This window comes from Pelomonas nitida (assembly GCF_043555975.1).
Lineage (GTDB): Bacteria > Pseudomonadota > Gammaproteobacteria > Burkholderiales > Burkholderiaceae_C > Pelomonas > Pelomonas nitida.
The window spans coordinates 158549-181860 of record NZ_JBIGIA010000003.1 but is presented as its reverse complement, the minus strand read 5'-3'; the positions used below and the strand labels follow the sequence as shown (position 1 = coordinate 181860).

The window sequence follows — 23312 nt, the reverse complement described above, 5'->3', positions numbered from 1 at the left end:
CTCGCGGCGCGTCAGCAAGGAGACATGGCAATTGAGCAAGGCTTTCACGAAGGAATCGGAGGCGGCGGATGAGGATGACGGCGACGGCCCGTCGCTGCCCGCATTGCCGGCCGGCACGCGCAACTACATGACACCCGGCGGCTACGCGCGGCTGCGCGCGGAGTTCATGCAGCTCATCGACGTCGAACGGCCCAAGATGGTGGAGACGGTGTCGTGGGCGGCCAAGAACGGCGACCGCTCGGAAAACGGCGACTACCTCTACGGCAAGAAGCGGCTGCGCGAGATCGACCGGCGGCTGCGTTTCCTGACCAAGCGGCTGGACATCGCCGAGGTGGTGGACCCGAGCGCCCACCATGGCAGCGAGCAGGTGTTCTTCGGCGCGACGGTGACCTATGCCAACGCCCGGGGCGACGAGAAGACCATCACGATCAAGGGCATCGACGAGTCGGACAGCCTGGCTGGCGAGGTGAGCTGGATCTCGCCCATCGCGCGCACGCTGCTGAAAGCCCGCGTGGGCGATGAGCTCAACCTCGTGACGCCGGTGGGCGTGGAGAAGATCGAGGTGGTCGACGTGCACTACCCCGCGCCCGGCCCGGAGGCTTGATCAGGACTTCTTCGGTGCGGGCTTGAGCATCGCTTCCGCGCGTGCCGCCTCTTCCGGTGTCAGCTTGGCGCGCAGAACGGGCAGGGCCGTGGCGGCCTGATCGTTGCCCAGGCTCTTGCTGATCGCGCACCAGGCGTAGGCGGAGGCCATGTCTTTGTCGCCGCCCTCGCCCTGGGCCAGCATGACGGCGAGGTTGAACATCGCATCTGGCTGCCGGCGCTGGGCGGCAGCCTGGAACAGTTGGCGCGCGGTCACGAAGTTCTGTGCCACGGCTTCGCCACGGTAGAAGTAGGTGGCCAGCGCGTTCTGCGCGTCGGCGTGCCCCCTGAGGGCTGCGTCCTTGTAGAGCACGATGGCGCGCTCGGGAGCAGGGGCGGGCGTGCCTTCGCCCAGGTCCAGCATGCGGGCGGCTTCGTAGGTGGCTTCCAGGTGGCCGGCCTTGGCGGCGGCGCCGAAGTAGGCGCCCGCGCGGTTGAGGTCCAGCGGGATGCCGGGCGGCTGCTTGGGCAGTTGGTGGTGATAGAGCTGGCCCAGCATGTAGAGGGCCTTGGTGTCGCCGGCCGCACCGGCGGCCTCCAGATAGGCCAGTGCCGGTTTCACATCGATCTGGGTGCCGATGCCGCTCAGGTGAGCCTGCGCCAGCAGCGTGCCGGCGGGCTCGAAGCCGTAGTCCAGCGCCTTGCTCCACCACTTGTAGGCTTGCGCGGGCGCGCGCGGTGTGCCCTGGCCCGTCAGGTAGATGCGGGCCAGCAGCAGTGCGGCCTCGATGCGGGTGTTGATGTTGTCCGGGTGCTTGGGATCGAACTGCAGGCGGTCCTTGACGGGGTCGTAGCGGGCATCGACGACCTCGCGCAGCCATTCGATGGCCTTGGTCGTGCTGGCGGGCGTGCCCAGGCCCAGCAGCTGGATGCGGGCCAGCATCAGCGCCGCTTCCTCGTAGCCGAGCTTCTTCCAGCCTTCCTCGAACCTGGCGCGGGCCTCGACGTAGTTGCCGGCCTCGTAGGCATCGAAGGCCTGGGTGAGCGACTTGTCCTTGCGCGCGATCCAGTTGCGGCCGGCGGCAAACCGGTTGTCAGCGGCGGAGCAGGTCACGCCGGGTGTCTGTGCCGACAGGCCCGAGGCCGTGTCAGCGGTGGGGGAGGACAGTCCGCTCGCGACGCTCTGGGTCTTGGCATTGCCGTCCGGGCTGAGGTCGCTGAAGCGCTCGGCCTCGTTGGACGCGTTGTCCAACATGTTGAAGTCGCGCATATAGGCCAGCGTGACGTCATCGTCGGCCGCCGAATAGCCACTCATGAAGGCGCAGGACGAGGCGTAGTTGCGCGACAGGACCTTGTTCTTGGCCGCCGTGACGATCGACGGATCGACGCTGCCGTTGCTGCGCTGGCCGGTCACCTTGACGGTGTCCAGCGTGTTGGGCGCCCCGCCGGGTGCGCTCGCAGCCTGCTGGGCGTGGGCGGCCGAGACCGCCAGGAAAAAGGCCAGACCGGCTGGCGCCGTCCAGCTTCTGGTGAAGAACGGACGGACGCAGCCGGTCATGGGGGCTCCTCGGTTTTTTTGCTCAGCGCGGGCTGCGCAGTGTCATGCCCACCGTGTAGCGGCGGCCGGCGTAGCCGTCCGAGTAGATGCTCGGAATGCCGTCGGCGTAGTCCTGGTAGCCGCCCGTCGTGTTCTGCGTGCGCTCGCCGGTCAGGTTGCGCACGTCGGCAAAGATTTCCAGGCCGTTCTTGAAGCGGTAGGACATCTTGGCATCCACGTAGCGGGTCATGTTGCCGAACTGCGGTGCGCCCGGGTTGTAGGGCGCGCGCCAGCTGGTGGTGCTCACGGACGGATAGTTGTTCACGCCCAGGTTGTTGGACGTATTGGGCGAGAACAGGAAGTAGCGTGGCGCCACGACCTGCATCGCGACGCGGGCCTGGAAGGCGCCGTCGTCATACCAGAGCGAAGCGTTCCACGAGTACTTCGGTTCGTTCACCACGGGCAGCACGTCGCCGCTGATCAAGTCCCGCGCCGGCATGCCCTGGCTGGAGCGCAGGCGGCTGTAGTTGGCGTCGATGCCGGTGTAGCGCAGCACGGACGGCAGGAAGGTGAAGGCCGTCTTCACGCCGAACTCGATGCCGCGGCGGGTCGATGCGGGGGCGTTGTCCCACTGCGTGTACGAGAACTCGTAGTCCTTCAGCGGTGTGCCGGTCTGCGGGTCGACGGCCGTGCTGTCCTTGAATACGTTCTGGTTGTTGCGAACCGTGCCGATGGTGGGCGCGCCGATCAGGCCGCGCTGGCGGAAGACGTTGACCGACATGCTGGTGTCGCGGTTGGCATACCACTCCAGCGACAGGTTCTGGTTGGTGTTGGTCTGAGGCTTCAGCGCAGGGTTGCCCATGGTGCCGGAGCAGGTCTGGTTGGGCGAGTTGCCCTGGTCGTCGGGCTCGGTCTCCTCGACGACCTGGCTGATCGTGCAGGTGCCGCTCGGCAGCAGCTTGGAGACCGGCGGCCGTGCGACGGTGCGGCCGATGGAATAGCGCAGCGCGAGCTTGTCCTCCACGGGCCAGAGCGCCAGGTTCAGTGATGGCATCACGTCCGTGGCGCTGTCCTTGATCGATGTGTTCTGGCTGGTGACGTAGCTGGAGACATCGCCGGCATTCGTGTCCTTGTTCCAGTTCGGGTTCTTGCGAATCGACCTGAACGACATGAAGCCCATGGCCTCCACGTCGGTCTTCACCATGCGCACGCCGACGTTGCCGGTCAGTTCCATGTTCCCCCACAGCGGCGCCTCGAAATCCTCCATGACGTAAGCCGCCGTGGACTTCTCGCGGAAGCTGGAGTAAGGCATGTCGTAGACCTTGCCGTCGCTGGCCGTGCAGCTGCGAAAGCAGTCCAGGCGCACGGGGATGCCTGCCAGTGCAAACAGCTTGTCGATGTTGATCTGGTTCCAGCCGTTGATCAGCGTGTCCGGGCGGCCCTTGGAGCCGCCGTAGAACTGGGCCGCGGGATTCAGCGTCAGCGTGGACTGGATCAGCTGCTGGTACTGGGCCTGGGTCAGTGTCGTGGTGCCCGCCGGTGTGCTGCCGATGCCGGCGTTGAGCAGGTTGCTGTTGGGCACGTAGCCGTAGGCGCAGGGCTGGCCGCCGGTCGCCACGGAGCCGGCGGTGTTCTCGCAGCCGATGACGTTCCAGCGCGTGTTGACCTGCGGCATGTAGACGCCGGGCTTGAAGCCGGCCGTGCCGTAGGTGCCGATGGGGTCCTGCAGCGTGCCGCCGGCGCCGTTCCACGTCTTGCCGCCGGTGTCGCGGAAGTTGAAGCCGCCCTTTAGCGAGGTCAGGAAGGGCACCTTGTCCACCATGTTGTAGGCCAGGTCGACCTTGGCGGTGCGCTCGGTGCTCTCGGTGTCGAACGAGCGGATGACCTGCAGCAGCAGGTTGTTGGTGTAGAGCGCGCGCTGCGCCGCCGTGTAGGCCGGCGTGGCCAGCAGCTGGGTGGCCGACGCGGCGGTGGCCGCCTGCGGCGTGGCGGGGTTCAGTGCCGAGTAGGCCGGCCAGTTGAACTGGTTGATGTTGTTCGTGCCGTCCGGCAGCGAGAACGCCCACAGGCCGTTGTCCTGCAGCGAGTAGGTGGCCCGGCCGTAGTTGTAGCTGTAGGACGCCCGGCGGTCATAGCGCAGCGCCGTGGACTTGGTCGACCCGGCCATGAAGTTGGCGCTGAAGCGGCCGTCGCGGTATTCGCCGCCGGTGGACAGTGTCTTGCTGGTCGTGTCGATGGAGCTGAAGATGGTGTCGGTGGTGAGCACGCCGCCATCGGTCGTGTAGCTGGTCACGTGGTGGCTCGAGTCGACCGTGTAGCCTGGCAGGATGTTGGTCGTCGTGCCGAGCACCAGCGGGGCATTGTTGGCACGCCAGGAGTAGCTGGGCAGCAGCGAGCCGCTGACGCCGGTGGCCAGCGAGCGGGTGTTGGCCGTCGTGTTGTCGGTGAAGCTGTTGGCCGCATTGAACGTGGGCGTGCTGCCCACGCCCAGGAAACCGACGGTGTCGTCGACGTGGCGATCGCTGCGGGCGAACTTGCCGAACACGGTCAGCTTGTCGTTGACCTTGAAGTCCAGGCGGATGTCGCCGCTGTTGCGCCGGTCGTCCTGGCTCTTGACCGTGTAGCGGAAGCCCACCGTCTTGGACGGCGTGTAGTCGTTCCACTGGGACAGGCAGGTCAACTGCTCGTTCTGGCGCGCCGTGTAGGCCGCGGTACGGCTGCTCGAAGCGATGTCCGCCGTTTGCGCAGCCGTCAGATTCGGGAAGATCGTGAAGCAGTCGGCCTTGGATTGGGCGGCGGCCGATCGGGTCAGCAATTCAACCGGCGTGGCCGAGTTGAAGACGCCGCCGGCGGTCAGGGGCACGGAGCTGAGCGGGGTGTTGATCGAGTCGCCGTAGGCCGTGGACGGATTGAAGGTGAAGGTCTTCTCGGGCGAGTTGTCGAAGTCCGCCGCGCGCGACAGGCCTTCCTGGCTGTTGCTGCCACCTTGGGCGATGCCGTGCTGCTCGTTCTTGTAATGGGCGCGGCCCAGGTTGGCGATGATGCCCAGGCGTTTGTCCAGGAACTTGTCGGCCAGCACCAGGTTGAAATTGGGCGTCGTCTTCTTGTTCAGGTCGCTCTGTGTGGCCTCGACCTTGAGCGAGTAGTAGCGCTTGTCGAAGTCCAGGCCGGTACGGGTCGTGATGATGATGCCGCCGCCCAGCGAGCCTTCGGTCATGGCGGCCGTCGATCCCTTGACGACGTCGACGCTCTTGATGAGGTCGGACGACAGTTCGCGGAATTCCGTGCCACGGCCGTCGCCACCGTTGAGCAGATCGGTGCCGGCGCCGGAGCGCACGGCCATGCCGTCCATCTCGACGCGCGTCAGTTCCGGGCCGTTACCGCGGATCGAGACGTTCACGCCCTCGCCGAAGTCGCCGCGGTCCAGCGCCACGCCGGCCACGCGGGAGATGGCCTCGCCGATGTTGCGGTCCGGGAAGGCCCCGACGTCCTCGGCCACGATGGAGTCCTGTGCCGTTGCCGCGCGCTTCTTGCGGTCGATGGCGGATTGCTGCGACCTGCGTGTGCCGATCACCAGCACCGTCTCCAGCTCGTTGACCGGTGCCTTCGGCTTCACGTCGGCAGGCTTGGCTTCCGGCGGCTTGGCGGGTGCGGGTTTCGTGTCGGTGGTCGACTCGGTGGCTTGCTGGGCCAGGGCGGCCTGGGCCGCCAGCAGGGCGACGGCGAGGGAAGCGGCAGCGCCGATGCGGTCGCGCCGCAGCGCGGGATGGCTGTTCGTGGTCACGAGGGTCTCCGTTCGCGTGACCGGTAAGTTCCGGTCCGCTTTTGTTGTGAAGACGCGTGCCCTGACCAGAGCAGCGATGTTTCAGTCAGGTTTCACGCGACGGAGCGGACCTTAAACAGCGGGTTACGAGCCGAGAAATACGATTTCGCCGGTTTGTTATCCCGCAAAGGAATACCGACGCCAGAAACAGTGGTTAACCCGGGGAATTGAACAGAAACACTCAGCGGCGTGAGCGGTGCGAGGCTCCGCTGTCACAACGACAACGGTGTCAGGGTTTGGTGCGCGCCACACGCTGCACGGACGCCGTGCGCCGCAGCACGCGCAGCACGTCGGCCAGGTGCAGGCGGTCCCGCACGGCCAGCAGCAGGTTCATCTCGACCTCTTCGAGCGCCGGCGCCTCTTCGCCCATCGCGATGTGGGTGATGTCTGCTTCGGCCTGCGCCACGGCTTGCGCCACCTGGGCGAGCACACCCTTGCCGTTGCTCAGCAGCAGCGTCACGCCGACCTCGAAGCTGCGGGTGGGCTCGTCGGCCCACTCGACGCGGATCCAGTGTTCGCTGTCGCGCTGGAAGAGCCGCTTGCCGACGGCGCAGTCGCAGGTGTGCACGATGAGCCCTTCGCCGCGGCCGAGGTAGCCACGCAACTCGTCGCCAGGAATGGGCCGGCAGCAGCTGGCCAGCTGCACCGAGGCGCCTTCGCTGCCGTCGATGAGCACGCTGCCGCGGTCCACGGGTGCTTCGGCAAAGCGGCCGAGCGTCAGCGCCAGCGCATCGGGCTTCTGGCCATGCTCGGCCATCAGCCGCGCCATCTTCTTGGCGATGATGGCGGCAATCTTGCGGCCGGCGCCGATGTCGACGAGCAACTGCTCGGTGCCGGCGCTGCCGGCCCAGGAGGCCAGCTCGTGCCAGATTTCGGCGGCCGGGTCTTCCAGCTCGAGGCTGGGCAAGCCCAGGCCCTCGACACGCATGGCCTGCGCCAGCATCTTCTCGCCCAGCTCGCGCGACTCTTCCTGCTCCAGGTCCTTCAGGTAGTGGCGGATCTTGGAGCGGGCCCGGCCCGTGCGAGCGAAGCTGAGCCAGGCCGGATTGGGGCTGGCGCCGGGCGCGGTGATGATCTCCACGATGTCGCCGCTGTGCAGTTCGGCCCGCAGCGGCACGGCCTCGCCATTGACCTGGGCCGCCACGCAATGGTCGCCGACGTCGGAGTGGATGGCGTAGGCGAAGTCCACCGGCGTCGCGCCCTTGGGCAGCGCCATGATCTTGGACTTGGGTGTGAAGACGTAGATCGCGTCGGGGAACAGGTCGATCTTGACGTGCTCCAGGAACTCGTTGGCGTCGCGCGTCTCGTCCTGGATGTCGATCAAGCTCTGCAGCCAGCGCGCATTGGCCTGCTGCGCGGCCAGCGCCGAGGACTGCTTGTTGCGGCTCTTGTAGATCCAGTGCGCCGCCACGCCCTGTTCGGCGATCTGGTGCATGCCCTCGGTGCGCAGCTGGAACTCCAGCGGCGTGGCCAGCGGCCCCAGCAGCGTCGTGTGCAGCGACTGGTAGCCGTTGTCCTTGGGGTTGGCGATGTAGTCCTTGAAGCGGCCGGCCTGCGGCTTGTAGAGCTGATGCAGCACGCCCAGCGCCGTGTAGCACTGCAGCTCCTCCTCGGTCAGGATGCGAAAGCCGAAGATGTCGCTGACCTGGGCAAAGCTCATCAGCCCCTTCTCGCGCATCTTTTTGTAGATGGAGTAGACCGTCTTCTCGCGCCCCTGCACCTCGACGCGCATGCCGGCCTTGACGAAGGCGGTGCGGATCTCACCCTCGATGCGCGACACCAGATCGCGCCGGTTGCCGCGTGCCTTGGCCACGGCCTTGGACAGCGCGGCATATCGCCAGGGGTGAAAGTACTGGAAGGACAGGTCTTCCAGCTCGCGGAAGGTCTGGTTCAAGCCCAGCCGGTGGGCTATTGGGGCGTAGATGTCGAAGGTTTCGCGCGCGATGCGGCGGGCCTTGTGCGGCGCCATCGCGCCCATCGTGCGCATGTTGTGCAGCCGGTCGGCCAGCTTGATGAGGATGACGCGCAGGTCCCGCGCCATGGCCAGCAGCATCTTGCGGAATGACTCGGCCTGCGACTCCTCCTTGGTGGAGAACTGCAGCTTGTCGAGCTTGGTCAGGCCGTCCACCAGGTCCGCTGTCGTTGCGTCGAACTTCTCGATCAGCTCGGTCTTGGGCACGCCGCAGTCCTCGACGACGTCGTGCATCAGCGCCGCCATCAAGGCCTGCACATCAAGCCGCCACTCGGCGCAGATGCCGGCCACGGCGATGGGGTGGGTGATGTAGGGCTCGCCGGTGGCGCGCTTCTGGCCCAGGTGGGCCTCGTCAGCGAACTTGTAGGCCTCGCGGACGCGCTTGACCTCGGCCTTGCTGAGGTAGCCGAGCTTGGGGAGGAGGGCGTCGAAGGAGGCGGCCTCCGCAGGAGTCGGAGGCGCCGCCTGGCGCAGCCCGGGCAGCGTGAACCAGGCGGTGAGGGAGCGTTGGGCCATAGAGGCTCGAATTTAGCCCATGCCAAAAAGCCAACGGGCGTCCGAGGACGCCCGTTGCATATTCGGCGAAGGCCGATTTAGACCGGCACCTTGCGCAGCATCTCGATGCCGACTTCACCGGCGGCGATTTCGCGCAGCGCCGTCACGCTGGGCTTGTTCTTGCTCTCGATGCGGGGGCTGTGGCCCTGGCTGAGCATGCGCGCACGGTAAGTGGCGGCCAGCACGAGCTGGAAGCGGTTCGGGATCTTGGTCAGGCAGTCTTCGACGGTGATGCGGGCCATGGTGTTCCTTGGATTGAAGCGCGGTCAGGGCAGATCAAGCGCCTGAAAGACGGCGGAGCGGTTGCGCCGCTGAGCCGCGTATTTTAGCCGCTGGGCGTGGACGATGGTCTTGAGGTCGAAAACCGCGGTGTCGAACACCGCGTTCACGACGACGAAATCGAAGTTCTGGGCCTGTGCCACCTCGACGCGCGCGTTGTTCATGCGCTTGGCGATGACCTCGGGTTCGGTGTCGCCGCGCCGGTTCAGGCGCAGGCGCAGCTCGTCCCAGCTCGGCGGCAGGATGAAGATCAGCACGGCGTACGGGAACAGCTGCTTGATCTGCAGCGCGCCCTGGAAATCGATCTCCAGCACCACGTCGTCGCCGTTCTGGAGCCGGTCCTCGATGCCGGCGCGCGAGGTGCCGTAGAGGTTGCCGTGCACCTCGGCCCACTCGAAAAAGTCGCCGCGAGCGGCCATGGCGCGGAATTCGTCGGGCCCGATGAACCAGTACTCGCGGCCATGTTGTTCCTGGCCGCGCGGCGCGCGCGAGGTGTGGGAGGTCGAGACGGCGAGTCGTGCGTCCAGCTCCAGCAGCGCCTTCACGAGGCTGGATTTGCCGGCGCCGCTCGGGGCGGCGACGACGAAGAGATTGCCGGGGTATTCCATGTCGCGGGCTGAATTGATGCTCTGAGGGCGCTAGGCCGGCTCGCGACTTTAGCTTGCACCCGAGGCCCGGCCGGGCACCTGGCGGCCAGGCCGGGGCCGCTGGCGTGACGTCTCTCTCGTCTGGCCCTGCCGTGACGCCGCGGTTTTGGCGGGCGAGCGGCCTGCGCTCAAGAAATTGCAGCGGACCTTGAACGACATCAAAGTGCGATCAATCGATCCGGTCCAGCATCGGCGCCTTCGCGTCAATTCCCGCTTCCCATGACCACACCCTCGCTCCTTGAACGCATGGCGGCCGCCGGCCTGCGCCCCTTGCAACTCGCCGGCCGGCAGTTGCTGCCCGTCGTGCAGGGCGGCATGGGGGTGGGCGTGTCGGCGCACCGGTTGGCCGGCAGCGTCGCCGCCCAGGGCGCCTGGGGCACCATCGCGTCGGTGGATCTGCGCCGCCACCACCCGGACCTGATGGCCCGCAGCGAGGGCATGAGCGACGGCGACGAGCGCAAGAAGGCCGTTATCGAGCAGGCCAACCAGGAGGCGCTGACCCGCGAGATCCGTCAGGCGCGCGGCATTGCCGGCGGGCGCGGCGTGGTGGCCGTCAACGTGATGCGTGCGGTCAGCGACTACGCAGCCTCCGTGCGCACGGCGCTGCAGGAAGGGGTGGACGCGCTGGTCGTGGGCGCCGGGTTGCCGCTGGACCTGCCGGAGCTGGCCCAGGATCACCCGGACACGGCGCTGGTGCCCATCCTGAGCGACGCGCGCGGCGTGGCGCTGCTGTGGCGCAAGTGGGAGCGCCGCCAGCGGCTGCCGAGTGCCATCGTCATCGAGCACCCCGGGCATGCCGCAGGTCACCTGGGCGCCGCCCGCGTGGCCGATGTGGGCGATGCGCGATTCGCGTTCGAGACGGTGCTGCCGGCCGTGCGCCAGCATCTGCGGGACGCCGGCGTGGAAGGCCAGGTGCCGCTGATCGCGGCCGGCGGTGTGCGCCGCTGCGAGGACATCCAGCGGCTGCAATCCCTCGGCGCCGACGCCGCCCAGCTGGGGACGGCCTTCGTCGCGACCGAGGAGTGCGACGCCCATCCGCATTTCAAGCAGGTGCTGGCCGAGGCGCGCGACGAGGATCTGGTGGAGTTCACCAGTGTGGCCGGCCTGCCCGCCCGCGCCGTGTTGACGCCCTGGTTGAAGAAGTATCTGAAGGCCGAAGAGCGGCTGCAGGCCGTGGTGCAGATCAAGCAGCGCTGCACGATGGCCTTCGACTGCCTGAGCCAGTGCGGCCTGCGCGACGGGCTCAAGGGCTGGGGCCAGTTCTGCATCGATCAGCGGCTGGCGGCTGCGTTGCGTGGCGAGATGGCCAAGGGGCTGTTCTTCCGCGGTCGTGGCGAGCTGCCGTTTGGCTCGCAGGTGGCGACCGTGCGCCAGTTGCTGGAGCGGTTGATGACGCCCGGCGTGCCGCTGGGCACCCCGGCCTGAGCCAGTCCGCCCTGGCCAGGCGGTTCAGTCGGCCATGTTGAACAGTAAGGGCTGGTCGCGTGGCAGCTTGATGCGCAAGGGCAGGCAGTGGTCCGGTGCGGCGGACACGCCGGCTTGGACCAGCCGTTCGCGCCACGACGGTGCGCCCAGCTGTGGCGTTCGCAGCACGATGCTCAGGCGCCAGGGCCAGGATTCGGTGGCGTCCTCGCCGGCCGTGATCACGCGGTCGATGCCGGGCTGATCCAGCAGCCTGGCGAGGACATGGGCGGGCGGGTCGATGCGCTGCCACAGTGCCAGCATGCCCGGCTGCGAGACGGGCGCCAGCGGAGGCTTCAGCACCAGACACTCGAGCTGACCGTTGCGGCGCCAGGCGTTCAGGCTGGCGAGCACCCGGTGCTCGCTGCGGCCCAGCTGCCTGGCGCATTCGGCGAAGGGCTTGGAGCACACCGCCAGGCCTTTTTCCATGCTGGCGGCCAGGTGGAGATCGTCGCAATCGAGCGTGGCGCCGGGCGACGGCAGTCGCAGCCAGGCGCAGGGCGCCAGCGGCAGTCGGGCCAACTGCCGCTGCAGCATGGCTTCGTCCAGCGCCTCGATCTCGGCCCACAGCGTCGGCGCGCCTGCAGGGGCATCGGCCAGCTCGATGCGAAAGCAACCGGGCAGTGCGGCAAGCGCGGTGGCCAGGCTGTCCGGCGCGTCGAACGCGATGCGCCAGCGCGCGCGGCGCAGCGCCGCCCCCCAGCGCGGGCGAATCGGCTGCAAGGCGCCGCTGCGGCTCAGGTCACGGCAAGTCGTCAGCAGCTCGCGCGGCGTCGCCCCGCTGCGAGCCGCCATCTGGCGAAACGGTGACGGGTGCAGCGGAAAGTCCTGCTGCCAACCCTGGATCAGGGTCTGGCGCAAGCCGGCGCAGCAACTGGGCGGTGCAGCATGGGTGGGCATGGTGGGCGGATGGTGGTTCGCGCATGCCCCGCTGTCCTTGATCTTGTTCAAGCTCGCTCGGGTGGCTCATTGATGGAGATCAAGGTCCCCCGTGCGCGCCTGCCGTCCTCAAGGCAAGGGACATCTCCCGGCAGCTCGCTTGCTCCGCAGCCGTTTCACAGCGCAGACTGCCACCTGCCGTGACGTTACGACGGCGACTTCTCCGTGGGAGCTTGCTGCATGAGCGAACTGCGCCCGGTGGTCCTGGCAGGGCGGACCGTCTGGATCGAGAGCGACGAGGTGCCAGCCTCGGCGCCGGCCACCGCTGCGCCGCCTGCGAGTGGCCCCAACCACCCGGCGCTGACGCGGACGTCCGCAGGCAGCGGCCCGGCGACACCGGCACCGGGCGCGGCGGAGATGGCGCAGATCGGCCCGACGCTGGAGGCGGTGCTGGAGCCGATCAAGGCCAGTTGCCGCACGCTGCCGTCGCTCAGCGAGGTCACCGTGGAAGTTTCGCTAGGTTTCAAGGGCTCGGTCGGCTTCTTCGTGGCCAAGGGCGAAGCCAACGGCGCCGTGAAGGTGGCCGTCAAGTGGAGCCCGGGCAAGGACTGAGCCGTCGAGCGGCTGCGAGAACCTCATGCCATTGCCTAACGATTCGCTGGTGAGCTTCTGGCGCTCGGAGTTCGACTCCAGCCCGGGTTGCTTCGTCTGCAGCGGCGTGTTCGTGGGCGACGGGCTGATCCTCACCGTCAAGCATGCGTTCGAGGATGCGGCCAACGGCGTGCTGTGGGCGCGGCCGCACAGCAATGCCACGCAGGCCATGCCGCTGCGCCAGTCGCCCCACACCGACCCGCTGCTCAAGCACCCCGAGCTGGACGCCGCGCTGGTGCGTGTGGAGGCCATGCCGCTGCACGCCCGCGCCGCGACCATCGACTTCGGCGGCAACATGAACGCGCTCGGCCCCGACGTGACGCTCAACGGCTACTTCCGCGGCCATCACGAGCGGCCGCTGCCCTTGCGGGTGGTGCAGTTCGATGCCGCGCTGCGCCACCACGAAACCGAGCCCAAGCACCCCGAGGGCTACAGCGGCGCCGGCGTCGCCAACGGCGACCGGCTCTGGGGCATCAGCTACGCGCACTACACCGACGGCAACGTCGCACGCGGCTGCGTGCTGTCCATCGACCAGTTGATGGCCGGCTGGCTGGAGGCGCACCTGCGCAGCCGGGAGGCGCCGTCTTACGACATTCCGGCGCGTGAGGAAGAGATCCGGCAGCTCATCGGCCAGGCCGATGTGGAGGGCGCGCGTAGGCGTCTGATGGATCTCATCGACTCCTTCCTGCACGAGCCCGGCATGAAGGAAGCCAAGATTCGCGTGACCAGCCTGAGCGCGCGACAGCGCCTGCTGAACCAGCAGATCGACGCGCTGCGCGACGCGCGCGACCGGCTCGAGGCGACGATGCGCTTCACGATGGAAATCGTTGACGGCCTGCTCGCCTTGCTGAACGAGGTCGTCGAGTCGCTGTCGCGCCGACTCCAACCGGGAGCTGCCTGATGCAAGAGCCCACCCCACCGGCCGGCACCGAGGCCTTTCTGCACGAGATGCGGACCGAGGCCGGGCTGCTGCGCGACGGCCTGGCGCCGCAGGGCCGGGCCGACGGCGCCAGCCGCCTGCTGTCCTTCGCCGAGAAATACGCGGTGGCACCCGCGCTGCGCGACGAGGCCCTGAAGCTGCGGCTGATGTCGCGCCTGCAGGGCGCGACGCCCTCCAACGACCTGGTGCTGCGCATGACCGCGCTGGTGGACGCCATCCTCGCCGAGCACACCGACGCGCAAGGCGTGGCGGGGCTGGAGGAGCGTGCCCGCGTGAAGGCGCAGCTGCGCGAGCACTACCTGCGCTCCGCCCCCGAGCAGGCGGTGTTCTTTCGCTGCGACGGCGTGGCCAAGCGCTACGGTGGGTTCAGCATGGGCACGCTGACGCTGGAGCTCAGGCTTGGCGAGATCACCGGCATCGTTGGCCAGAACGGCCACGGCAAGACGACGCTGCTGAAAATCGTCAGCGGCCAACTGGCGCCCAGTGAAGGGACGCTGGCCTACCCGATGCTGCATCAGCGCGAGCCGGGCATCGACTGGCCGGTGGTCAAGGATCACATCGCCTTCGTGCCGCAGGAGCTGCCGCCCTGGCGCGGGCGCCTGCTCGACACGCTGCACTTCGAAGCCGCCATCCACGGCGTGAAGGGCGAGGACAACGAGCGCGATGTCCGCTTCATGGTCGAGCGGCTGGACCTCGGCGGCCATGTCGACAAGCGCTGGGACGAGCTGTCGGGCGGCACCAAGCTGCGCTTTGCGCTGGCCCGCGCGCTGGTGTGGAAGCCGCGCCTGCTCGTCATGGACGAGCCGCTGGCCAATCTGGACGTGCTGGCCAAGGGGCGGCTGCTGCTGGATGTGCGCGATCTGGCCCAGTCCTACATCCACCCGATGGCCGTCATCATGAGTTCGCACGATCTCTACAACCTCGAGGCGGTGTGCGGCCAGATGGTGTTCCTGAAGAACGGCCGCGTGGACTTCGTCGGCGCTGTCGGTGCCATCCCGGCGCGTTACGGCGACCAGGAGTTCGAGATCGGCACGGCCATGCGTTCCAGCCAGGTGCGCGAGCTGCTGGTCGGCGACCTGGTCACCAGCGTGCAGCAGGACGGTGTGCACCTGCGCATCCGCGCCGTGCCGGGCTGCCAGCCCATGGACGTGCTGCGGCTGCTGGTGGAGCGCGGCATCGCCATCACGTATTTCCGCGACAACAGTGCGTCGATCCGGCGCCTGTTCAGCTGACGCGACTTGGGCGTTCAGGAAGACCCCACCATGCTGGTACGCCGCCCCGCCGTGCTGCCGCTGCCAACGGCGACCCCGGTGACCGGGCCGGTGGCGTCGCCTCGCGGCGCGTCGCCCGGGCGGCGGCTCATTTCGTGGCGCTCGCCCTCGCGCTGGTTGTTGCTGAACTACCCGTTGCTGTGGCGCGCGCGGCCCGGGCTGTTGCTGGCCGTGGCGCTGGTCGGGCATCTGCTGGCCGGCTGGCTGGCCTGGCTGCTGCCGGCCTCGGTGCTGTGGGATGGCGAGTTGCAGTTCCACCTCGTGCCGCTGGCCTATGCCTGGGCGTTGACGCTGGCGATCTTCATTCCGTGCACGCGGCGCATGGCGGTGTACCGCGATGCCGGTCGGCGCCCGCGCCAGCGGCTGGCGACGCTCGCGCTGTCGCTGGCCGCCGTGCTGGCGCTGTGCTGGCCGGCCGACCGTTTCCAGCAAGTCGTCATGCGTCGCCAGGTGGCGACCGTCACGGCCGAAGACGTGGTGCTGGTGCGCCGCCTCACCGCGCTGCAGAACAGCCTGTTGAACCTCGCGTCGGAGCCGGGCGGCCCCTTGCCGGGCTGTGCGGGCTGGCCGGCGGACTGGACGGCGCCGGACGCAGCCGGGCGTCTCAATGACTTGCTGCGTCGCAACCGCCTCGACGGCAGCCTCGATGCTGAGGACCTGGCCGCCGCGATCGCCGGCCAGCCTCCGTCCTGCGGCGGCGTCGACACCCCGACGGTGGATGCCCGGGCGTTCTTTTTCCTGCGCCTGCCGCTGGAGCGCCCCTCGCAGCTCGCCGATGTGTGGGAGCAACTGGAGGCGAGCGACTGGCGCAGCCTGGCGGCCAACCACATCATGGCGCTCGGCATGGTGCCGGTGTTCTGGCTGGCGCTCATCGTGATGTCCCAGCCGCGGCGCCCGGTGGCGCGGCGCTGGCTGAGCCGGCTGTCCAGCCGGGTCGGCCGGCTGGCGCGCTGGCCGCGGCTGCCGCTGCTCGGGCGGCTGGAGGACTATCTGCTGCGCAACCGCCCCGCGTGGTGGGCGTTGTGGCCGCTGCGCCTGCTGCTGCTCGCCACGCTGATCTGCCTGCCGGGGGCGGCGCTGTCGGCGTGGGTGCAGGGGGCCGGCGCCGGCACGCCGGCACTGTTGTTCGGCGGGCTGATGTACCTGGTGCTGGGCATCGCGCTGGCCTTGCATTGCCATCAGCTACCGCTGCACATGGCGACGTTGCGCCGGCCCGCGGTGTTCGCGCTGCTGGTGCTCACGACGCTGCTGCCCGTGCTGCCGTTCGAGGCGCTCGTGCTGGGCCTGGGGGCATCGGCCGGGCTGGGTGCGGCCAAGGGCGGCGCCGCGATGCTGGCGATCGCGCTGTACTACGTCACGCCTCACCTGCTGACGGCCTGCCTCGTCATGACGGTCGTGCGCATCCGCGTGGCGGTGGTCGTCGTCATCCTCGGCGTGTTGGTGATGGGCGTGGTGGCGGGCATGCCGGAGGTTCACGGCGCGTTCCTGGCCGGCTGGCTGGCGAGCTGCGCGGCGCTGGCGCTGAGCGACCCGCTGCTGCGCGTCCTGGGGCTGCGCCTCACGCGGGCCTTGCTGCTGATGGCGCTGACGCTGGCGCCTGCGGCGCTGGTGGCCGGCACGATGCTGGCGCTGGAGCAGGGGCTGGCGGCCGACGACGCTTTGGGCGACCTGTGGATCCTGGCCGCGTGGTGGCTGGTGTTGTGGCTCGGGCCCGTGCGTGGCCGTTCCCGCGTGCTGGCCGAGCCGGCCGATCGCTGAACCGGCCCCAGCACGCCGATCCGGGCGACGGCGTTGGGCATATTCCCGGCCGGCGGGCTGTCGGGGCGCTGCTAGAGTGCCCCGCCGATGACGGCGACGGTGCCGTGCGGGAACGGGGAGGGCGGTCGGTGCAACGCAAATGGATGGTCGTGGCCGGGCTGGCGGCTGGCGCAGTGGTGGCGGCCGGTGCCGTGATGCTGGGGGCGCACAAGCGCTTCAGCGGCCACATCAACGCGCTGGGTGTGGCGCTGGACGCGCCGGCGGCCTATGTCGCCACGCCGTCGCTGACGGCGCTGTCGCGCGATCTCGTCAAGGCGCCCGTGCTGCGCCACCTGCTGACCGAGGACTTCGCGTTCTATTACGAGACGCACGAAGACCGGCTCGGCCTGGCCGGTGCCGTCAAGCGCGTGGCCTTCGAACACGAGGCCACCTGGCGCGACGACCTGCTGGCGCTGGCGCTGGACCAGCCCAGCGAAGCGGCGCTCTGGACCGACGCGCGTGGCGCCGCCCGCCACTGGGCTCTGGCGATGACGCGCGATGCGCTGGCGCGCGTCATCCAGGGGCTCGGCCAGCTGGCGGCCAGCGATGCGCAGCTGACCTTGATCGCTGACGTGCCGCTGGCCACTTTCGCGATGGAGACCGTGCCGGTCTATGCGCTGCAGCTGTCGCCCCGGCGCACGCTGGCCATCGCGTCGCGTGGCAACCGCGTGGTCGTGTTGTCCGACCCCGGCCTGCTGTTCGACGACGAACGCAAGCCCGACCGCAAGGCCGCCACCGTGCTCGGCGCGCTGCTGTCCGGCGACGCCGGCAACCAGGCGTTGTGGCGGCGCCACTTCGGGCTGACCGAGCCGGCAGGCACCGCGCACACGCTGGTGGCGGGCGGCGACCTGCTCGCGCTGGGCTACCAGCAGTTCTTCCCGGCGCTGCAGGCCTTGCGCGTCGATGTGACGCCCGGTGGTGCGGCGCTCAACACCTGGGTTCGCCAGGGCAGCGACTGGCCCGCGTCGCCCTGGGCGGCCTTGCCGGCCAAAGCAGCCGCCTGCGCGGCGTTGCCGGTGAACTGGGTGCAGGCGCGCCAGGTGCTCACCGGCGCCGAGGGCAAGCGCGGCGCTGGCGATGCCGGCCCGGCGCTGGCCGAGATGGCGCGCAGCTTCGACGGCCCGGCCGCCATCTGCTGGTATGGCGCGTCGCAACTGCACACGCCGCTGCTGGTGGCGCATGCCAGCGGCCCGGCGCCCAGCGCGGCCACGCTGCAGGCCTTCATGCAATGGTGGCTGCCGAATCAGGCCGCCTGGTCGCCGGGCGACAAGGCCGCCATCGTCGATGCCCCCTACGGCGCCAAGCGCCAGGGTGAAGACGTGGGCTACGAGATGGCCTTCCGGCGGGCCGGCGACTGGTGGCTGTTCTCGCCCGACGCCGCGCTCGTCTCGCGGGCCGAGGACGCCATCGCCCGCCGCTACCCCAGCGTGGCCGACACGCTCGGCGCAGGTGCCAAGACCGCGATCGCCGTGGCGGCACCGAACCAGGTCGCCGAGCTGCTGCGGCGCGAGGCGCTGGCCGTGCTGCCGGTGGAGCAGGCCGACTTCCGGCAGGCCGCCGAGACGCTGCTGTTCCCGCGCCTGGCCTCGTTCGGCAAGCTCGCCGCGGCGCAGGCCCAGCCTGCCGGCGCCCGCGACGCCGACGGCTGGACGCCGCTGCGCTGGCAGCCGGTTGGCAGCGCGCCATGACGCCGCGCCGCCGCTGCCTGCAGGCCGCTGCCGCGCTGGCCTTGCCCGCCTGGGCGGGTTGGGCCGCCGCCGCACCGGCGCGGCTGGACGCCCAGCAAAGCCGCCATCTGCGCGACTGGATCACGCTGCTCATCCACGCCCAGGTCGAGCAGGGCCCCACGCCGCGCTGGACGCACCGCGACTGCGCCGGCCTCGTGCGCTTTGCCGTGGCCGAGGGGCTGCGGCCGCACGACCTGGCCTGGCGCCAGTCCATGGGCCTGATGGGCCAGCGCCTGCCGCCTGACATCGACCCGCAGGCCGCCGCGCCGTGGCGCAACGCCTGGAAGCGCGCCGACGGCTCGCAGGGCGCCTTCGTGTCGGCGCTGGACCTGGTGCAGGCCAACACGCGCTTCATCGGCCGGCAGCTCGCCCAGGCCCAGGGCGCCGATCTGCTGTTCTACGACTTCGGCGACGACCAGCACCTGATGGTCTGGATGGGCCGCTACATCGCCTATCACACGGGCCGCGTGCTGCCCGGTGACAACGGCCTGCGCGCGCTCAGCCCCTCGCAGCTGATGGCCTGGACCGATACCCGCTGGCGCCCGGCCGGCGACAACCCGAATTTCGTCGGCCTGTACCGGCTGGACTTCATGGCATGAACTTCTTTCGACTGCTTCACCCATTGAAATGGCTGGCGCTGCTGGCCCTGGCCTGCGCCGCGCAGGCCTTCGCGGCCGACCAGGAGCTGCCGCTGGAGAACTACCACTCGCCCGCCGTCGGCGAGCCGTTCTTCCTGCTCAGCGACGCCACCTTCGGCAGCAGCCAGCCCGCGCAGGTGCGGCTGGAGATGAATGCGCCCGCGAGCCTGGCCAACGCCGGCGGCGTCGACCTCGTGCTCTACCGCGTGCCCGAGCCACTGAGCTTCCTGCAGAAACAGCGCAACCTGCACCGTGTGGTGGTGGACAACAAGCCTGCCGGTGAAGGCCTGGCCAACACGCTGACGCATCTGTGGGACAGCTGGGTCGTCAAGGCGCGCATCGCCTGGCAGAAGCTGTTCTCCAGCAGCGCGCGCCGCGCCGTCACCGAGCAGGCCCCGGCACTCAAGACGCCCACGACGCTGCGCCGCCCGTCCACCTTCGAGGAGCCGCTGCAGTTCAAGCCGCTGCCAGGCCTGCCGGTCGTGCAGCGCTTTCGCTACCCGCTGCACCTGGCCAAGCCCATCGCACCGCCCAAGGGGCTGAAGCTGGAAGGCAGCAGCAGCGAGTTCATCACGCCCACGCAGGGCAATGTGTTCATTCCGCTGGGCGCACTCAAGCCGGGGCTCTACCTCGTCGAGGCCATCGCCGGCCAGCACCGTGCCACGACGCTGCTGTTCGTCAGCGACACGCTGGCGCTGACCAAGGTGTCGGGCGCGCAGATGCTGGTCTGGAGCGCCCACCGCGCCACCGGCGAGGCCGTGGCCGCCACGCAGGTGGTGTGGACCGACGGTGTCGGCGTGCTCAAGACCGGCACCGCCGACGCGCAAGGCCTGGTGCGCCTGGAGCGCCCGGCCGCGCCGGAGCAGACCTATGTCTTCGGGCAAGACCCGGCCGGCGGCGTCTTCATCTCCGAGAACTTCTACTACGACAGCGAGATCTACAACGCCAAGGTCTACGCGACGACCGACCGGCCGCTGTACCGGCCCGGCGACGAGGTCAAGGTGAAGGTGGTCGGCCGCGAGTTCCGCAACGCGCGGGAATCGGTCGCGCTGGCTGACGGCGACATGACGCTGACCGCACGCGACCCGGCCGGCCAGGTCGTCGCCACGCAGAGCCTGCGCTTCAGCGCCGCCACCGGCGGTGCCGACGCCGCCTTCCGCCTGCCGGACAACGCGGTGGCCGGCGGCTACGAGCTGCTGATGACGCTGCGCGACGACAGCTACACCGCGGCCTTCCGCGTGGCCGACTACCAGAAGCCGCATTTCGAGATCCAGTGGCTGCCCGACAAGGCCGACTTCGGCACCGGCGAGGCCGTCACCGGCAAGCTGCAGTTGAGCTACCCCGACGGCAAGCCGGTGGCCAACGCCAACCTGTCGCTGACCGCGCGCGCCCAGGTGCTGGCGATGGTGGAGGGCGAGCTGGACGATGCCGGCGCCTTCGCGCTGAAGCTGCAACAGGCCGAGCTGCAGACCGACGGCAGCGGCCAGGCCAAGTTCAGCCTGCCGGCCACCGACAAGCCCAGCCGTTATGTGCTGACCGTGCTGGCCACCGACGGCGCCGCCTACCGCGTGCGCTCCACGCGCGAGCTGCTGGTGGAGCGCGGTGCGGCCGGCTGGCTGCTGACGCCGGAGCGCCAGTTCTCCAAGCCCGGGCAGGCCACCGCCTTCCGCTGGAGCCCCAGCCGCCGCGCCACCGCCACGCCGCCGTCCGCGCCCGTCAAGTGGGACTGGGTGCGGCTGGAAGACCGCAAGACGGCCAGCGGCGACGTGGCTTCGGGCAGCGCCGTGTCGCTGAGCTTCCCGCAGCCGGGCTCCTACACGGTCATGCTGCGCGACGCCCAGCACCGCATCGTTGCGGCCAGCAGCCACTTCGTCACCGGCGACGGCCTCAAGGCCCCGGCCGGCAGCATCGCCATCGTGTTCGACAAGCCGCGCTACCAGCCCGGCGACACGGCCGAGGCGCTCGTCACCTTCCCTGAAGCCGTGGAGCAGGGCCTCGTCACGCTGGAGCGCGAGCGCGTGGACGCCGCGGCCACGCTGACCAAGGGCGGCGATGGCTTCACGACCGAGCGCGTCGGCGCCACGCAGTGGAAGGTGCGCGTCAAGGTGCGCGAGGACATGGCGCCCAACGTGACCTTGTCCGTCGCCTACGCGAAGAACGGCGACAGCGTGTTCCAGAACCAGGGCTTGCTCGTCGAGCAGCCGCGCGTGGCGCTGGCCTTCAAGACCGACAAGCCGGTCTACGCGCCGGGCGAGACGGTGACGGTGGATGTGACCACCACGGTGGCCGGCCAGCCGGTGGCGGCCGACGTGGCCGTGGGCGTGGTCGACGAGATGATCTACGTGCTGCAGCCCGAGATCGCGCCGTCCATCGACGACTTCTTCTTCCACCCGCGCCGCAACAACGTGCGCACCAGCGTGTCGCTGAACTTCATCGGCTACGACCTCGCCACGCGCAAGCTCGGCGAGCTGCCCGGCCGGCGCGGTGAACCGCAGCGTGCCGTCAAGGTGCTGGAGCGCCCGCGCCGCGACAACGTCGACACGGCGGCCTGGGAGCCGCGCCTGCGCACCGACGCCACCGGCCGCGCGCGCTTCAGTTTTCGCATGCCCGATTCGCTGACCCGCTGGCGCCTGACCGGTCGCGCGATGGCCGGCAATGGGCTGGTGGGCCAGCAGACCGCCTGGGTGCGCAGCGACAAGGCCTTCTACGCCAAGTGGACCAGCCCCGACTGGCAGCGCCTGGGCGACCAGGCCGACGCCAGCCTGGCCTTGTTCAACCAGGGCCAGCAGCCGGGGGCTGTGGAGTGGACGGCCACCGGCGCGGGTGTGCAGCAGCAGGGCAAGCTGACGCTCAAGCCCGGCGCCAACTTCGTGGCGCTGCCGCTGAAGGCCGAGGCGCTCGGCGCGCAAGACCTGACCATCACGCTGCGCGCCGACGGCAAGGTCGTCGACACGCTGGCGCAGGCCGTCAAGCGCGTGCCCGTGGGCTGGAGCAACCCGCGCGAGCTGGTGCTGGACTTGTCGGCCGGCACGCCGGTGCCGCTGGGCCTGCCCGCCGATGCGCGCAACGTGCGCGTCACGCTGGCCACCGACCCGGCCGCCGGTGCCTTCAGCCGCTGGGTGGACGATCTCGTCGACTACCCCTACGGCTGCGTGGAGCAGACCGCCAGCCGCATGCTGCCATTGGCCATCGCGCTGCAGTCGCTGTCCGCCGCGCAGCAGCCGCTGGCGCCGCAGCTCACACAGCGGCTGTCGACGGCGCGCCTGGCGCTGGCGCAGATGGCCGGCCCCGAGGCGCGCTTCGGCTGGTGGGGCCGCAGCATGGCGCCCGATGCCTTCCTGACCGCCTACGCCTACTACGCCGACTGGCGTGCGACGCAGGCGCTGCGCACGACGCTGCCGGCCGCGCACTGGGAGCGCCTGCTGGACGTGTATGCCAAGGACGGCGTCAAGCTGCCGCCGCTGCAGCGTGCCCTGGCGCTGCACTGGATGGGCGAGATGGGCCTACCGGTGGGCAGCATGGTGGATGCGCTGCTGGAGGAACTGGCGGCGGCCAAGGGCGACTCGGCGCCGGCCACACGGGCGGGCGCCAGCCTGGCCATGGCCGACGACGCCCCCGGCGCGCCCGATCTGGCCGTCGTGCTGGCGGCCCACACGGCCGGCCCGCGGGCCTCGGCAGCGGCGCGCAGCGTGGCTGACGCGGCCGCCGCCCGGCTGGCCGGCTCGCCGGCCCCGCTGGCGCAAAGCCTGCTGGCGTTCACGCGCCGCCCCGGCGCTCCGGCGCCGCAGGCCGTGCTGGCCGAGGTGCGCGGCGAGCAGCCGACCTTCGACCGCGCGCAGTCGCTGGTGTGGCTGCACAAGGCGCTGGGCGGCACGCCGGGCATCCGCGACGCCGCCGGCTCGCTGTCGGCGCCGTGGGTGGCCGCAGCCGGGAGCATCGGTCAGCCGCAATGGACGCTGCCCGCCGGCACGGCCCACCCCGCCACGCTGGCGGCCGGCGGCGGGGCCAAGTGGGCCTACGTCGCTTTCGACAGCAGCGAGGCCGGCACGGCGCCGGCGCTGCCGGCGCAGATCACGCGCGCGCTGTTCCGCGTCGTCATCGACAAGCCGGCCGCCGCCAAGGGTGATGGCGGTTCGTCCGGCCGCTCGCTGGTGCGGCTCGAGCCCGTCAAGCCGGGCAGCACGCTGGACACCAACACGCTCTACCTCGACGCGCTGACCGTGCAACCGGGCGGCGCCCTGCAGCGCGCGGTGCTGGACGTGGCGCTGCCGCCAGGCGCGGCGGTCGAGTCGGGCACCTGGGGGCTGGACGTGCAGGACGGCAAGGCCGCCACGCCGCTGGAGCGGGCCCAGCACCAGCCCACCGCGCTGGGCTACGCCGTGCCGGTGGAGGCGCTGGCGGCGGGCGAAGCGCGCACCGTGCGCCATCTGGTGCGCTTCTCGCAGCGGGGCCGCTTCCAGCTGCCGCCGGCCCGGCTCTATCGCATGTACGACCCCGAGGCCAAGGCGCTGGAGGCCGGCAAGGGCTGGGCCGTCGTCGAGGTCCGGTGAACG

General features: G+C 69.9%; 15 protein-coding genes. 9 read left to right on the top strand and 6 right to left on the bottom strand.

The window, feature by feature from the left end:
* Nucleotides 1-31 precede the first annotated feature (31 nt).
* Nucleotides 32-604: a transcription elongation factor GreB gene (gene greB / locus ACG00X_RS05250; protein WP_394486951.1), complete on the top strand. Its 573-nt coding sequence runs from the start codon at nucleotides 32-34 to the stop codon at nucleotides 602-604.
* Here the strand turns inward: greB and ACG00X_RS05245 are convergent, their stop codons facing one another.
* The 5 genes from ACG00X_RS05245 to gmk all read right to left on the bottom strand — a co-directional run bounded on the left by ACG00X_RS05245 (nucleotide 605) and on the right by gmk (nucleotide 9356).
* Nucleotides 605-2140 (bottom strand): tetratricopeptide repeat protein, encoded by a 1536-nt coding sequence (locus ACG00X_RS05245; protein ID WP_394486950.1) that lies wholly within the window; start codon nucleotides 2138-2140, stop codon nucleotides 605-607.
* A 22-nt stretch (nucleotides 2141-2162) separates the two neighbouring features.
* Nucleotides 2163-5903 (bottom strand): TonB-dependent receptor, encoded by a 3741-nt coding sequence (locus ACG00X_RS05240; RefSeq protein WP_394486949.1) that lies wholly within the window; start codon nucleotides 5901-5903, stop codon nucleotides 2163-2165.
* A 268-nt stretch (nucleotides 5904-6171) separates the two neighbouring features.
* Entirely contained in the window at nucleotides 6172-8430 is a 2259-nt protein-coding gene (locus ACG00X_RS05235; protein WP_394486948.1) for a RelA/SpoT family protein, read from the bottom strand.
* A 77-nt stretch (nucleotides 8431-8507) separates the two neighbouring features.
* Nucleotides 8508-8711 carry a DNA-directed RNA polymerase subunit omega gene (gene rpoZ, locus ACG00X_RS05230; protein ID WP_394486947.1) on the bottom strand — a complete coding sequence of 68 codons (204 nt, stop codon included), beginning with the start codon at nucleotides 8709-8711 and terminating at the stop codon, nucleotides 8508-8510.
* A 24-nt stretch (nucleotides 8712-8735) separates the two neighbouring features.
* Nucleotides 8736-9356 (bottom strand): guanylate kinase, encoded by a 621-nt coding sequence (gene gmk / locus ACG00X_RS05225; protein WP_394486946.1) that lies wholly within the window; start codon nucleotides 9354-9356, stop codon nucleotides 8736-8738.
* Between the two features lie 258 nt (nucleotides 9357-9614).
* Between gmk and ACG00X_RS05220 the strand changes: the two genes are divergently transcribed.
* Nucleotides 9615-10820, top strand: coding sequence for an NAD(P)H-dependent flavin oxidoreductase (locus ACG00X_RS05220; protein WP_394486945.1), 1206 nt, complete (start codon nucleotides 9615-9617; stop codon nucleotides 10818-10820).
* A 24-nt stretch (nucleotides 10821-10844) separates the two neighbouring features.
* Here ACG00X_RS05220 and ACG00X_RS05215 read toward each other — a convergent pair whose 3' ends face one another.
* The gene (locus tag ACG00X_RS05215; protein ID WP_394486944.1) at nucleotides 10845-11756 is read right to left on the bottom strand and encodes a hypothetical protein; all 912 of its coding nucleotides are present in this window, start codon (nucleotides 11754-11756) and stop codon (nucleotides 10845-10847) included.
* 219 nt (nucleotides 11757-11975) lie between these two features.
* On the opposite strand from ACG00X_RS05215, the gene ACG00X_RS05210 reads away from it, so the two are divergent.
* From ACG00X_RS05210 to ACG00X_RS05180, 7 genes are all read left to right on the top strand, one after another.
* Entirely contained in the window at nucleotides 11976-12347 is a 372-nt protein-coding gene (locus ACG00X_RS05210; protein WP_394486943.1) for a CU044_2847 family protein, read from the top strand.
* 25 nt (nucleotides 12348-12372) lie between these two features.
* Nucleotides 12373-13287, top strand: coding sequence for a hypothetical protein (locus ACG00X_RS05205; RefSeq protein ID WP_394486942.1), 915 nt, complete (start codon nucleotides 12373-12375; stop codon nucleotides 13285-13287).
* On the top strand, nucleotides 13287-14558 hold the full coding sequence (locus ACG00X_RS05200) for an ABC transporter ATP-binding protein (RefSeq protein WP_394486941.1): 1272 nt from the start codon (nucleotides 13287-13289) through the stop codon (nucleotides 14556-14558). The genes ACG00X_RS05205 and ACG00X_RS05200 overlap by 1 nt, the downstream gene beginning before the upstream one ends.
* 30 nt (nucleotides 14559-14588) lie before the next feature.
* Complete coding sequence (locus ACG00X_RS05195) at nucleotides 14589-16355, top strand: hypothetical protein (protein WP_394486940.1); 1767 nt, start codon at nucleotides 14589-14591, stop codon at nucleotides 16353-16355.
* A 128-nt stretch (nucleotides 16356-16483) separates the two neighbouring features.
* A complete protein-coding gene (locus ACG00X_RS05190) occupies nucleotides 16484-18082 on the top strand; it encodes a DUF2138 family protein (protein ID WP_394486939.1) in 1599 nt (532 codons plus the stop codon).
* Nucleotides 18079-18720 carry a DUF1175 family protein gene (locus ACG00X_RS05185; RefSeq protein ID WP_394486938.1) on the top strand — a complete coding sequence of 214 codons (642 nt, stop codon included), beginning with the start codon at nucleotides 18079-18081 and terminating at the stop codon, nucleotides 18718-18720. Before ACG00X_RS05190 ends, ACG00X_RS05185 begins: the two co-directional genes overlap by 4 nt.
* Nucleotides 18717-23309, top strand: coding sequence for an alpha-2-macroglobulin family protein (locus tag ACG00X_RS05180; RefSeq protein ID WP_394486936.1), 4593 nt, complete (start codon nucleotides 18717-18719; stop codon nucleotides 23307-23309). Before ACG00X_RS05185 ends, ACG00X_RS05180 begins: the two co-directional genes overlap by 4 nt.
* Nucleotides 23310-23312 lie beyond the last annotated feature (3 nt).

Excerpts from the sequence above, each read along its gene's own strand:
- ACG00X_RS05245 (WP_394486950.1), bottom strand. The coding sequence starts at position 2,140 with ATGACCGGCTGCGTCCGTCCGTTCTTCACCAGAAGCTGGACGGCGCCA.
- ACG00X_RS05235 (WP_394486948.1), bottom strand. The coding sequence starts at position 8,430 with ATGGCCCAACGCTCCCTCACCGCCTGGTTCACGCTGCCCGGGCTGCGC.
- rpoZ (WP_394486947.1), bottom strand. The coding sequence starts at position 8,711 with ATGGCCCGCATCACCGTCGAAGACTGCCTGACCAAGATCCCGAACCGC.
- gmk (WP_394486946.1), bottom strand. The coding sequence starts at position 9,356 with ATGGAATACCCCGGCAATCTCTTCGTCGTCGCCGCCCCGAGCGGCGCC.
- ACG00X_RS05220 (WP_394486945.1), top strand. The coding sequence starts at position 9,615 with ATGACCACACCCTCGCTCCTTGAACGCATGGCGGCCGCCGGCCTGCGC.
- ACG00X_RS05215 (WP_394486944.1), bottom strand. The coding sequence starts at position 11,756 with ATGCCCACCCATGCTGCACCGCCCAGTTGCTGCGCCGGCTTGCGCCAG.
- ACG00X_RS05210 (WP_394486943.1), top strand. The coding sequence starts at position 11,976 with ATGAGCGAACTGCGCCCGGTGGTCCTGGCAGGGCGGACCGTCTGGATC.
- ACG00X_RS05205 (WP_394486942.1), top strand. The coding sequence starts at position 12,373 with ATGCCATTGCCTAACGATTCGCTGGTGAGCTTCTGGCGCTCGGAGTTC.
- ACG00X_RS05200 (WP_394486941.1), top strand. The coding sequence starts at position 13,287 with ATGCAAGAGCCCACCCCACCGGCCGGCACCGAGGCCTTTCTGCACGAG.
- ACG00X_RS05195 (WP_394486940.1), top strand. The coding sequence starts at position 14,589 with ATGCTGGTACGCCGCCCCGCCGTGCTGCCGCTGCCAACGGCGACCCCG.
- ACG00X_RS05185 (WP_394486938.1), top strand. The coding sequence starts at position 18,079 with ATGACGCCGCGCCGCCGCTGCCTGCAGGCCGCTGCCGCGCTGGCCTTG.
- ACG00X_RS05180 (WP_394486936.1), top strand. The coding sequence starts at position 18,717 with ATGAACTTCTTTCGACTGCTTCACCCATTGAAATGGCTGGCGCTGCTG.